This is a genomic window from Calothrix sp. CBUCES-K 9914 (assembly GCF_059640475.1).
This window is the reverse complement of record NZ_JBXXZH010000029.1, coordinates 1-12,162: the sequence shown is the minus strand read 5'-3', so window position 1 is coordinate 12,162 and position 12,162 is coordinate 1. Positions and strand designations below refer to the sequence as shown.

11 protein-coding genes are annotated in these 12,162 nt (G+C 39.8%); 8 read left to right on the top strand and 3 right to left on the bottom strand.

Features of this window, described 5'->3' with window-relative positions; translation table 11 throughout:
* Nucleotides 1–72: 72 nt before the first annotated feature.
* Complete coding sequence (locus AC2JBO_RS09220; RefSeq protein ID WP_496953341.1) at nucleotides 73–1,449, bottom strand: glycoside hydrolase 100 family protein; 1,377 nt, start codon at nucleotides 1,447–1,449, stop codon at nucleotides 73–75.
* A gap of 608 nt (nucleotides 1,450–2,057) precedes the next feature.
* Here AC2JBO_RS09220 and AC2JBO_RS09215 point away from each other — a divergent pair.
* The gene (locus tag AC2JBO_RS09215) at nucleotides 2,058–2,720 is read left to right on the top strand and encodes a ParM/StbA family protein (RefSeq protein WP_496953340.1); all 663 of its coding nucleotides are present in this window, start codon (nucleotides 2,058–2,060) and stop codon (nucleotides 2,718–2,720) included.
* Nucleotides 2,721–3,010: 290 nt separating this feature from the next.
* Here AC2JBO_RS09215 and AC2JBO_RS09210 read toward each other — a convergent pair whose 3' ends face one another.
* Complete coding sequence (locus tag AC2JBO_RS09210) at nucleotides 3,011–3,748, bottom strand: phosphoadenylyl-sulfate reductase (RefSeq protein ID WP_496953339.1); 738 nt, start codon at nucleotides 3,746–3,748, stop codon at nucleotides 3,011–3,013.
* 139 nt (nucleotides 3,749–3,887) lie between these two features.
* On the opposite strand from AC2JBO_RS09210, the gene AC2JBO_RS09205 reads away from it, so the two are divergent.
* From AC2JBO_RS09205 to AC2JBO_RS09175, 7 genes are all read left to right on the top strand, one after another.
* Nucleotides 3,888–4,349 (top strand): DUF2656 domain-containing protein, encoded by a 462-nt coding sequence (locus tag AC2JBO_RS09205; protein ID WP_496953338.1) that lies wholly within the window; start codon nucleotides 3,888–3,890, stop codon nucleotides 4,347–4,349.
* A 127-nt stretch (nucleotides 4,350–4,476) separates the two neighbouring features.
* The gene (metK, locus tag AC2JBO_RS09200; RefSeq protein WP_496953337.1) at nucleotides 4,477–5,676 is read left to right on the top strand and encodes a methionine adenosyltransferase; all 1,200 of its coding nucleotides are present in this window, start codon (nucleotides 4,477–4,479) and stop codon (nucleotides 5,674–5,676) included.
* 104 nt (nucleotides 5,677–5,780) lie between these two features.
* Nucleotides 5,781–6,062, top strand: coding sequence for a DUF5132 domain-containing protein (locus AC2JBO_RS09195; RefSeq protein WP_496953336.1), 282 nt, complete (start codon nucleotides 5,781–5,783; stop codon nucleotides 6,060–6,062).
* Between the two features lie 374 nt (nucleotides 6,063–6,436).
* On the top strand, nucleotides 6,437–9,229 hold the full coding sequence (locus AC2JBO_RS09190) for a cation-translocating P-type ATPase (RefSeq protein ID WP_496953335.1): 2,793 nt from the start codon (nucleotides 6,437–6,439) through the stop codon (nucleotides 9,227–9,229).
* Nucleotides 9,230–9,560: 331 nt separating this feature from the next.
* A complete protein-coding gene (locus AC2JBO_RS09185) occupies nucleotides 9,561–10,088 on the top strand; it encodes a hypothetical protein (protein WP_496953334.1) in 528 nt (175 codons plus the stop codon).
* A 108-nt stretch (nucleotides 10,089–10,196) separates the two neighbouring features.
* Nucleotides 10,197–11,000 (top strand): RnfABCDGE type electron transport complex subunit D, encoded by an 804-nt coding sequence (locus AC2JBO_RS09180; RefSeq protein WP_496953333.1) that lies wholly within the window; start codon nucleotides 10,197–10,199, stop codon nucleotides 10,998–11,000.
* A gap of 22 nt (nucleotides 11,001–11,022) precedes the next feature.
* Nucleotides 11,023–11,289: a hypothetical protein gene (locus AC2JBO_RS09175; RefSeq protein WP_496953332.1), complete on the top strand. Its 267-nt coding sequence runs from the start codon at nucleotides 11,023–11,025 to the stop codon at nucleotides 11,287–11,289.
* Here the strand turns inward: AC2JBO_RS09175 and AC2JBO_RS09170 are convergent.
* Complete coding sequence (locus tag AC2JBO_RS09170) at nucleotides 11,237–12,082, bottom strand: DUF4388 domain-containing protein (RefSeq protein WP_496953331.1); 846 nt, start codon at nucleotides 12,080–12,082, stop codon at nucleotides 11,237–11,239. The two genes, AC2JBO_RS09175 and AC2JBO_RS09170, sit on opposite strands and share 53 nt — an antisense overlap.
* Nucleotides 12,083–12,162: the final 80 nt, after the last annotated feature.

Genomic DNA, 12,162 nt, shown 5'->3' with positions numbered 1-12,162 from the left:
TTTGTGTTTACGTGCGTTGTGGAAACGTGATATATCCCTTCGGGAAAACCTCCGGTTTACACGTCTCTACATTTAGTCAAAACTAATTAGCTCTAAATAATCAGGGTTTGCAACTAATTCCTTTGCTGCTAACAAACCTGCAATTGTCCAAGTTTGAAAACTCCTTGCTTCTTTACCAATCAAACGACCATTTCTACCGTCGTAATACTCAGGAAAATTATCAGTAATCAATCGTTTTTCTGCTACTTCTATTGCTCGTTGTGCTAATTCGACCCGACCTATTTTTTGTGCAGCAGCAGCAAACAACCAAAGTAAAACAGGCCAGTTACCGCCATTATGATAAGACCAAGGTGAATTTTTGGGATCACATCCTGTAACAACCCGCCATTCTAAACCAGTTAAAGCAGGAAAACAAATCTTCACGGGCATAAATCCGATTAAATCATACCAGCGTTGCTCGAATAAATCCATAATGCTATGTGATTCTTCTGGGCTTGCTAAAGAAACTATAATTGCTGTTAAGTTTCCTAAAGCAAAAAAGCGAAAATCCATCATCCCTGGTCCTAGATTTCCAGCTAAATACCCTCCACTTTCCGGCAACCAATTAGTTATCCAATCAGGAATAGATTCTGCAAAAATATTAAATTTGTTAGCAACTTCTTTACCAAACTCGTTGCTTTGATAGCGGTAAATTTCGTTGATGCGCTGAAGGTCTATCCAGTAATATTGACGTACATGATAATTTAAAGCATTCAATCTTTGGGCAACACGATAGAGATAATGTTTACTCGCTTCATCTGAAGGTAAAACTAATTCTTGCGCCGCGCGTAATGCTGCAAAAAATAATACTTGGATTTCTAGAGGATGTCCTGAAACTCCCATCCTACGGTCAATCATAAAGGCGCCATCAGGAACTAACAGCGTGGGAAACATATCAAACCGATGTGCCAAGCATAAATCGAGAATGAGTTTTATTGCATTTTGATACCTTTTTTGATGGGCAAAAGAAAAATCGCCTGTTACCTTACAATATGCCCTTAGTAAGAGAACCCACCATAAACAAGAATCAACAGGAGGAACGCGCGCGATAGCATGTTCTCCAAAATCAGCTTCTATAAATTCTTTATCACCATTAGATATGACTTTAAAGCTTGCAGGCATTAGACCCGGTCCAGGCTGAAAAAAGTCCATCTCTTTATGATGGCTTTGCATCTTCAAAGTGATATTCAAGAAGTTACGCACAATATCTGTTTTGCCATGCATTAAAAGTAATAATGCCGATGACACAAAATCGCGAATAAAACACTGGTCATAGTTAAGCGCTGTTACATTTGGGTCTTGAGCAGCAACATTCCCAATCGGATATCCTTCATAATAAATAGTGGCTTTTTCTAAAACTTTCCAGCATTCATCTAGCCAATCCTGATGAGCAGTAGTTGTAAAATTCATAATTATAACAATATTAAATTCACGTTAAAGGATTTGTCGCATTATCAAGCTTTATTCAACTATTTTTCCTTCGTTATGTTTTTTTTAATATAGCACTTACAGAGATAATCACATTCATACTTTTGATAGAAGCTTTATTCACCCACGGTTTTATATGTTAATATAAATATGCACGTGTAGTTATTCTTGCGTAGTTTTAATGTATTCGTAATTGTTTAACAGACATGCTCATCCATGTAAAATACAAGCGTTAATTTATTAGCTCTTGAGTACGGATTTTTTTTACTAAAGATAATCCCTCGAAGCTTTTGCTACACGGTAGCGTTTAAATTAATCTTCATGAAAATCAAGTGTAGTGAGGCGCCGTTCAAAATCGTGAAGTACCGTAATTATAACTATTACTTGGTGTATGAGATAACAAGAAATAACAAAACTGCTCTGCTATGCTATGAAACGGTTCTGGTAAAGAGCTAATAATTTTAGTTTTGTATCAAATAGATAACAAATCGCTCCCTTTATTTATAGGTCATTCAAAAAACCGACCTCGAAGTACAGGGTAAATTATTGTGGAAATTAACTATCGCGCACAGGCGGCTATCAAAAAACCTATGTCTAATTGGTATAAACATTCACAATTAATTTATCTGCAAGCCGAGCAGCAAACCCAAAAATCTGGAATGCAGGTAGCTGTTGATGTTGGAAATAGGCTGATCAAATATCGTACAGGGCAAGGAGTTGTCAAAGTTTTTTCGTCGTGGCATAAAGATTTAGAAGAATGGGATACGCCCAAACCAGACGAAAATTCAGCGATCATTACTTACTTGGGAGGAGATAATCCTGCATTAGTAGATAATAGCTGGGCTGTGGGAACAGTGGCTCAAGATTTAGGAGGAATGCCTACTTACGAATCAGAAAAAGCATTTTTGGCGCCGAAGTTGGTTTTAGCAATGATTGATCCCCAACCCGGAGTCAGTGAGTTAACCGTCAACCGTCTTGTTTGTTCTCTACCTAACGATTTACAAACAGACAAAGTTGAGCTTTTGATTCAAGGATTAATTGGAAACCACCATATTATCCGCAATGGTCAATCTCTAAATATAGAAATTCGCTCTGTAGAAGTTCAACCCGAAACCTTGGGAGCATATAAATATGCTTTGGCAAATAGATTATTTAATTTCGATACAAGAAATTCAACAAATAACCCCCGCTTTACCCCCTGCTCCCGCTCCTACTTCTACTCCTATTCAACATTATCCCGAACACAGTATTAATTTACCTAAAGACCCAGGTAAAGGATTAAAGCCAATTCAACTCTGAGCTTCTCTTCTCTATGTACTCGATAGTAAGGTGGGCAGTGCCCACCTTACAAATTAAGGACGAACCCACTAGTAGTCATTAATTTTGGGGTGTTGGAAAAACGAACCGCAAAGGACGCAAAGGGCGCAAAGGAAGAAAAAACAATAAAGAACACACCATAACTATCGTTAGTACGGAACATTGAAATTGGTGTATTACGGCGCCTAATTCGCAAATTAACCATCCGTTACATCCGTTGCCAATGCTACGGGTTTTTAATATTACCTGAGTGTAGCCCGCATTCTTTCTGAGTAGCTTCTTCCCACCACCAGCGACCTTCGCGTTCGTGTTGGTTTGGTAACACTGCTCTTGTACAGGGTTCACAGCCAATGCTAATAAACCCGCGTTCGTGAAGTTTGTTGTACGGTACTCCCAACGCGCGGATATATTCCCATACTTGTGCAGAAGACCAGTTTGCTAGGGGGTTAAACTTGATTAATTCATGGTCTGGAGTTGAGAAAGCGCCATCAACTTCGATAACAGGTATGCCATTGCGAGTACCGGGACTTTGGTCTTTACGCTGACCTGTTATCCACGCATCAAGGGTATTAAGTTTACGACGCAGTGGTCTAACTTTGCGTATACCGCAGCATTCCTTATGACCGTCCTGATAAAAACTGAACATTCCCTTTTCTTCGACTAACGCTTGCACTTCGGCTGCATCCGGGAACATGACTTCTATTTTAATACCGTAATGCTTCCTTACTTCCTCCAAAAATTGATATGTTTCTGGATGCAAACGCGCGGTGTCTAAAGTAAAAACACGGAAGTCTTTAGTGATTTTTGAAGCAATATCAATTAACACCACATCCTCGGCGCCGCTGAAAGAAATCGCGATATTATCGAAACTTTCAAGGGCAAATTTGAGTATTTCCCGTGGTGATTTTTGACTGTACTCAGCTTCGAGTGCTGCAACATCAAATTTAATCTGAGCGGCTACCATGCTTTAATTTTCCTCTCTCTAACCCTGATTCTACCTTTGTTTGGCGGCACTTGCTCATGCGATAAACCGAATCGGGATACAAGGTGCCTTTGTAACATGAAATGGTATTTTAGACGATGTTGATTGTATTTGGTTTAATATGGCTACTACTGGACGAATGTTGCTGTCACATAACTTTGATTTTTCTGATTCGGTTATTCCCCCATTGAGTCGCGAGGAATTTACACAGGTATTTATCGATGGGCTAGGCGCCGTTGCTCACTGCCGTTTGGTAAATAATCCGCATTGGATTGTTGAAGTATTATTCGATACTAGTAAACATTCTCCAGCACAAATAGGGGAACTTTGCGCTCAATCATTAGTGAATCTACGTCGCAATCAAATTAAAGATGGTCAATTACCGCATACTTTGATATTAGGCGGTATAAAAACAACACCACCAATGAGTAGTTCGCCAGATTCGTTACAACCAGGAGAATGGGGAGTTGATGTAGTGGAGACGAGTGACGCTGATAGATTTTTACAGGGTATTGGCTGGGATGCCACTATTGCCACGAAGGCGCCGGAGGATGTATTTAAAGTCGAAGTTAAAGATAATTAGTAAACTGTACGTTGTTTAACTAATTTACTATATCATCTATTCAACTACTGACACTCGTAATAAGCACTTCAGTGCTTAAATACAAGCACTGAAGTCTTACTACGGGCAATAAAAAACAGATTTGAAAATGAAAAAAAATTTTATGTTTAGTTCGGAGTCTGTAACTGAAGGACACCCGGACAAGCTTTGTGACCAAATTAGCGATGCAATAGTTGATAAATTTTTACAGCGTGACCCTTATTCAAGAGTTGTTGCAGAGTGTGCAGTTGCAACATCAATTGTATTTATTGCTGCTAGATTTGAATCTGATGCTGTTGTTGATTTTACTAAGATAGCTCGCCAAGTTATCAAACAAGTTGGTTACAATGACCCTGATTTTAATGCCAACACTTGCAGTATTATTACGACTTTGAAAGAATTACCTTCTAGTGGTTATCGATATTGGGACGCGCGTCAGTTATCGGATGAAGAGTTAGATTTAATACCTGTAAGAGACCAAGTAACAGTTTTTGGGTTTGCTTGTAATCAAACTGCGACTTTAATGCCTTTACCGATTTGTTTGGCGCATAGTTTAGCACGTAGATTGACAGCAGTACGTAATGAGAAGATATTACCCTACATTGCTCCTGACGGTAAAACTCAAGTTGGAATTGAATATAGCGACCGCAAACCTCACCGTATTCACAGTATCTCTGTTTTAGCCAGTTATAATCAACTATCAGGTCAGGCGCCACAAATTGCTAAACTTCAGCAAGAAATCAGAGAAACTGTCATTGATAATGTTTTTAAAGACGAAGATATTAAGCCCGATGATAATACTCGTATTTTCATCGATTTTGACCAGTCTTTCACGATTGGTGGACCATCAGTACATTCGGGTTTAACGGGTCGGAAAAACGCTATCGATACTTATGGCGAGTATTCACGCCATAGCGGCGCCGCATTAAGCGGTAAAGACCCAACCCGTATCGACCGAGTTGGAGCATACGCCGCACGTTACGCTGCAAAAAATATCGTTGCTGCTCAACTCGCCTCTGAATGCGAAGTACAAGTGACTTACTCAATGGGACTCGCGCGTCCAGTTAGTGTCCAGGTTGAAACTTTCGGGACTGGGAAAATACCCGATGCTGATATCGCTGGACTTATAGAAGAACACTTCGACTTCCGCTTAGGTGGTATTATTCGCAAATTTAACCTGCGCGCGCTACCTGCAATTATAGATGGCGGTTTTTACCGTAAACTCGCCGTCTATGGTCACGTTGGTAGAAATGATTTAGGCAATTTACCTTGGGAACAAGTTGATATGATTTCCGTTTTGAAAAGGTAAACTCACAACCCCGATTTCTGCAAAAAAGTTTACATAACCAAAATTTAACTTTTCCTTATATTGGTGCTAAACTAAAATTTCACAGTTCAAGGGGGTAAAAACTCATGGCAACACTCAAAATCGTGCCTGACCTTGAAAATATCACTGAAGGTCTTAGTCTTCCGGGAATCATCGCGATAGTTGTTCTACCGCTAGCAATTCCCTTAGTAGCACGTTTTGGCAAATCTTTAACCAAAACAGCTATTAAAGGTGGAATCATCGCTTATGAAAAAAGTCAAGGATTGATTTCTGGAGTTGGCGAAGCCTTCGGGGGTATAGTCGCAGAAGCTAAAGCTGAATTAGCAGAGTCAAACGTCAGACAATTAGAAGGTAGATATAGTCGATAAGTTAGCTTATCTTGACTAATTATATATCAAAGCGTAATATCTCACGGTTACGCATTTTTCCATAACACAATTCAAAGTCCTTCAGCAACGCTGGTGACAGCAACAAAGTCAGAAATGTCATCACTTAATATAATTCTTTATTGTCCAAAAGGGACATTGATGCAAACAAGGTTTAATGCAGTAGTTTTAAAAATGAAAAAATTGACTCACTGCAAACCTTTGTTTCATCACCACATCAGTCCCTGGTATTCAAAGCAATACGTAATGTTGATATAGTTCGCTACATTAACGAACCGCAAAGAAAAAGATTTTTAACCATCAACTCATGATGCAATAAATCATGGGTAAATCTTCACATGCAAAAGGGGTGTGTTATGAACAATTTGTGCGAATTGGATGTAGAGCAAATACTGAAAAAACTTCACAGTAATGCGTCTAAAGGATTAACAACATCCGAAGCACACCTGCGTCTCAAAAAATACGGTAAGAATGAGTTAATTGAGCAGTTGCGCTCTCCAAAACAGATACTTTGGGAGCAGATGAGTGCAACGTTAGTAATTGTATTAATTGTTTCTGCTATAATCACCCCGTTTTTTGGAGATTATAAGGAAGCTGTAGGTATCATCGCGATGATTGTACTGATTTGCTGCTTGGGATTTACGCAAGAATACCGCGCGCAAAAAGCAATTATGACACTCAAAAAGCTAACAGTACCAAACGTCCAAGTGCTTCGCGATGGTTATATTCAAGAAATTTCCGCGCGTGACTTAGTACCAGGAGATATCATCCATCTCGAAACTGAAGATATTGTACCTGCTGATTGTCAAATTCTAGAAAGTCAAGATTTACGAATCGAAGAAAGTACAACCATCGGAATATCTGAAGCAGTTAATGAAGACGCGAAAATTATCTACAAAAGTTCAGTAGTTATAAGCGGACAAGCTAAAGCTATTGTGACTGCAACCGGAATGAATACCGAGTTTGCACGCTTTACTATTCGTACTGCTACACAACCTGAACCGACCTCGCTTCAACTTCGTTTAGCAAAACTTGGACGAACACTAACAATCGCCGTCATTAGTATTGTCGGAATAATTTTGATTTTGGGACTCATGCGAGGCGAAGACCCAAAATTAATGCTTCTGACGGCAGTTACTTTAGTTGTTGCTGCTTTACCTGAAGGTTTAACCGCAGTTGTCACAATTTCTCTTGCTCTCGGCGCCCGTTCTTTGCTTCAAAGGCGCACGTTAGTTCGTAACCTCGGCGCCGTTGAAAGACTTGGGGAAGTTACTATAATTGGTTCGGGAAAAACAGGTACGCTGACTGAAAATCAAATGAACGTTACCGTTCTTGATGTTGCTGGTTATCGTCTTGATTTTACAACTTATATTAATTCGTGTTCGTCCGAAGTCAAAGAACAAGCGTTAACATCACAACCTCCTGCTTTATCGCTTTTACTTGCAAGCAGTGCTTTGTGTAATGATGCGCTGCTCGAATTTTCACACAATGAACCTCGTTGCCACCATACTATTGGTAACCCAACAGAAGGCGCCATCTTAATGGCAGCAGCAGATTTAGGTATTTGGAAAGCTGACTTAGAGGCATCATTACCAAGATTAACGAAATTATTAAACGCTAGTAGTCAGACAATGACTACAATTCACAAATTTCCAAAACACTTATCTAAAGTACCTTTTGCCCTTGAAAGTGTATGGCGCCATCAGGAAGAACATACACCATTAATCGCTTTTAGCAAAGGTAAAGTTAGCAGCTTGCTTGATGTATCGACTCACATCTGGGTGAACGGACGAGTTAAACCGCTTAACGAACTTTGGCACCAACATATTAATAGTAGCTACAAACAACTCGCTAGAAATGGATTGCGTGTTATTGGTACAGCTTTTAAACCGTTACATTCAGAAGAAGAATGTAACGGTGTTGAAAGAGAGTTAATCTTTATTGGCTTAATTGGTATAAACGACCCAGTACGTTCTGAAGTTCGTAATGCTGTCGTCAACTGTCAGCGCGCGGGTATTCGCCCTATCATGATTACAGGCGACCATCCGCTTACAGCTTCTCACATTGCCAAAGAAGTCAATATTACAAATAACAACCGTGTAATTACTGGCAGTGAATTAGATAATTTATTGAATGAATCCTGTAGTGAATTAATCAGCGCGCTAGACGATGTATCTGTTTATGCTAAAGTTTCATCAGCCGATAAGCTAGCAATAGTTGAATGTTTACAGCGACGCGGACATGTTGTAGCGATGACAGGTGATGGAATTAATGATACTCCAACATTACGGGCAGCAGATATTGGAATAGCAATGGGAATACGCGGTACTGATGTTGCCAAGGAAGCTGCTGATATTGTGTTATTAGATGATAACTTCGCGAGTATTGTGGCGGCAGTTAAGCAAGGGCGAGTCATCTCTGATAATATTCGTAAATTCATTAAGTACCTGTTGAGTAGTAATATTGGCGAACTATTAGTAATGCTCGTTGCTCCTTTTTTGGGAATGCCACTACCTTTACTACCACTACAAATTCTTTGGATCAACCTTGCTACCGATGGTTTACCAGCTTTAGCTTTAAGTATGGAACCAGCAGAACATAATATCATGAGTCGTCTGCCATACCCACAGAATGAAAATATATTGAGTCGGGGTATGGGTAAAGACATTCTTTGGATAGGATTATTATTGGGCGCTGTCTCGCTTGGTACTGGTTATGTTTACTTTTCGATAGGCGCCGCGAACTGGCAAACAATGTTACTAACAGTTCTAACTTTCTCACAAATGGGCAACGCTTTAGCAATACGTTCAGAGCATAACTCACTGTTTGAAATAAAATTATCTTCTAACAAACCGCTACTAATGGCAGTTGGACTTACATTGATAATGCAGCTAGTTATCATGTATGTTCCGTTTTTCGCGCAAGTCTTCTCAACACCACCATTGTCTGCTGTTGATTTAATCGTATGCTTGGGTTTGAGCAGCATCGTATTTTGGGCTATAGAACTCAAAAAATGGTTCAGTCGGCGCCATCAACACCAATCTCAAAGCGAACTTGTAACTAATACGAGGTTCCGTGTGCTGGCTTTAACACGTGCGAAACGTCGCTATGGTAAGTCCAAGGGTAAAGTTAGGCGCCACGTAGGATAGGCGTCTCGCCTGTCCTACAATATAAAATTGCAGAAAGGGAGTTTGCTTGAAGTTAGACTTTATAGCGGCCTTTCTGCATTTGTGCGTAAGTAAATAAACCCATGAGTCTACCTATTATGACACTATGTAGCTATTGACTCCACCCAATTTCAGTTGATTTGATAAGCCATTTGCAATAAACGCATTGAAATGATGCAATAATTGCAATTGGATAAATATGTTACCAAAGCAAAATCCAAATCTTCTCATTGGTTAGTTGTTAATTGTTTAATGTTAATGGTTAATTGTTATTTATCTAGTCTCTATAATCTGTAGTATTATTTTCTGACCGATGAAAATTTTGACCGATAACCGAGTTCCCTTTCCACGCCCAATTGTGTACACAACCTATCGAGATAAGCTAGCCGAACTGGCTCGCTATGTGCCCGATATCCGTAGTATTAATGTAAAATCGCGACGCGAGGCAGACGGAATAATTTATACAGTTAATGAATGGCACGGTGGCGGTGAAATTCCATTGGCAGCAAGAGCATTACTAAGCGAGGAAATGCTGTCTTGGCTGGAATATGATACATGGAACGAGTCTAACTACACACTCGACTGGCGCCTTGAAACGCGCGCTTTTACCGAAGCTGTTTCTTGTATAGGTAAAAATACTTTTATTGAAGACGGTAACTCAACTATTATTCAAAGCCGAGGTGAACTCAAAATTGACCCAGAAAAGATTCATGGGGCACCTTCATTTCTTACAGGTCAAATAGCGCGCGTCGTCGAAGAATTTCTTGGTACTAAAATTCAACCGAGTTTGGTTCAAATGAGTGAGGGTGTACGTAAGTACCTAGAAAAAGTAGGCGTATGAACCGATAGTAGTCACTTGTAGCAAAATCTGTAACGACTGAATAATATTCAGTGTAAGCCGCGTAGATTAAGACAACAACATGACTAGCATAGTGTGAAGTGGCGGGCAATGTACTTTAAAGATCCACGTGATTATCAAATCCTGTTCCTTAGTTTGTTTCTAATATTGGGAATTGGCGCCAGAGATTGGTCACTGAGACCTCAATTAATTTGTGTAGCTATTGGCACATGTGTCGTTACACAATTATTGATGTCTTTTTTTAATGGAGACGAATCCAAAGTCGAGACATCAATAAAAAGTGCCTTAATTACCTCTTTAGGATTAAGTTTACTGCTGCGTGCAGACCATTGGACAACGATGGCAATTGCTGCAACTTGTGCTATTGCAAGCAAATTTGTTTTTAAAGTCGGTGAAAAGCACTTTTTTAACCCGGCCAACTTTGGCATTATTACAGCTTTAGTATTTACGAATGATGCTTGGGTATCACCTGGACAATGGGGTGAGGATTGGTGGTACGCAGTTCTTTTTGCTGGATGTGGGGGTCTGATTCTTAAGCGTGTTGGTCGTTGGGATACTACTGCTGCATTTTTAGGCGCCTATAGTTTACTCGAAGCTGGTCGTAATTTCTGGCTTGAATGGACTTGGGATGTATACTGGCACCGTTTGATGAGTGGGTCTTTACTATTATTTGCTTTATTCATGGTAACAGACCCTCGCTCAATACCCAATACTCGCATTGGTAGAATTATTTGGGCATTATCCATTGCTGTACTGACGTTTATCTTACGTAACTACTTTTATCTATCTACCGCAGTCTTCTGGGCATTATTTGCACTCGCACCAATAACTATATTATTTGACACTTGGTGGCAAGGGCGCCTTTTTAAGTGGAAAGTAGAAAGTGCCTCTTAAAGTAAAAAGTGCTGAGTGCTGAGTGCTGAGTAGGATACAACGTTCTTTACGAGCGCACTCATTACGAGCGTACTCATCACTTATCACTCAGCACTCAGCACTCAGCACTCAGCACTCAGCACTCATCACTCATCACTCAGCACTCATCACTCATCACTCATCACTCATCACTCATCACTCATCACTCATCACTCAGCACTCAGCACTCAGCACTCATCACTCAGCACTCAGCACTCTCAAGCTCTACTCTTCAAAAACCCGACTAAATTTTGTAAGAAAGAAGTACTAACTTTAAGTGGTTGTGATTTAGTCGCATTTTGAGTTGCTAAATAACCCTCAAAATCGTGTGAATACGATAGTAGCGGAACCTCTTCAACTAAACCAGCTACCATTAACCGGAAAGCAACTTGCTGGATAGTTGCAACGGGTTGATTAAGTTGAGATGCTAAAGCGTTTAAACTGACATTTCCATCAGCAAATTCCCATACCTGCCATTCGAGCGGGTGTAGATGAAGTTGCGGATTTGTTTGTATAATTCCTTCAATCGCAGAACTAGCTTCTGGCAAAGCATCTGCCAAAGCTGCCCAATTTTTTATGACTCGTAAAGCCATTAAAGCTACTTCGGTAGCGCGTAAACTAATGCCAGTCATTTCACTCTTTGGTAAAACTGCTTTACAATCAAGCTTGAATACACCCTTTTGAATTTCAAATAACTGTCTAACTTGCTGTAATTGGCTAGCGAACAACAGATTTAACTGCTCTGAGTTTAAAATCTCAAGGGTTTTGAGATATACACCTAGAGGAGTATCTGTCGCTGCTTGCAAACGAAGTCTTCTTAAAGTTTGTGCGTTTACCCAACCTCGCTGCACAATTTTCTCGATTAACCCTTGTCCATTCAATTTATTTGCCGCCGCAATCACACGTCCTTGTCGAAACCATATGTAATAGTACTGCGATTTCGAGCCAATAATTTTTAAGTTAGGTAAAGTGCAAACCGTTAAGCAACCGGACTTTCTTCCTTGGTCAATTAGCTGAAATAGTTCAGCTAAAGAAAAATCTGTGAAAGAACTAGATAAAGTCATTGTTTATAGCTACTGTATATAAATTTATACGAAGCTGCACCTTAATCATACTTGGCTCGCTACAAGTTTTTTTATAACTA

Bases quoted from the DNA above. Each gene is read 5' to 3' on its own strand.
- AC2JBO_RS09180 (WP_496953333.1), top strand. From the start codon at position 10,197: ATGTACTTTAAAGATCCACGTGATTATCAAATCCTGTTCCTTAGTTTG.
- AC2JBO_RS09185 (WP_496953334.1), top strand. From the start codon at position 9,561: ATGAAAATTTTGACCGATAACCGAGTTCCCTTTCCACGCCCAATTGTG.
- AC2JBO_RS09220 (WP_496953341.1), bottom strand. From the start codon at position 1,449: ATGAATTTTACAACTACTGCTCATCAGGATTGGCTAGATGAATGCTGG.
- AC2JBO_RS09190 (WP_496953335.1), top strand. From the start codon at position 6,437: ATGAACAATTTGTGCGAATTGGATGTAGAGCAAATACTGAAAAAACTT.
- AC2JBO_RS09205 (WP_496953338.1), top strand. From the start codon at position 3,888: ATGGCTACTACTGGACGAATGTTGCTGTCACATAACTTTGATTTTTCT.
- AC2JBO_RS09170 (WP_496953331.1), bottom strand. From the start codon at position 12,082: ATGACTTTATCTAGTTCTTTCACAGATTTTTCTTTAGCTGAACTATTT.
- AC2JBO_RS09210 (WP_496953339.1), bottom strand. From the start codon at position 3,748: ATGGTAGCCGCTCAGATTAAATTTGATGTTGCAGCACTCGAAGCTGAG.
- AC2JBO_RS09195 (WP_496953336.1), top strand. From the start codon at position 5,781: ATGGCAACACTCAAAATCGTGCCTGACCTTGAAAATATCACTGAAGGT.
- AC2JBO_RS09215 (WP_496953340.1), top strand. From the start codon at position 2,058: ATGTCTAATTGGTATAAACATTCACAATTAATTTATCTGCAAGCCGAG.
- metK (WP_496953337.1), top strand. From the start codon at position 4,477: ATGAAAAAAAATTTTATGTTTAGTTCGGAGTCTGTAACTGAAGGACAC.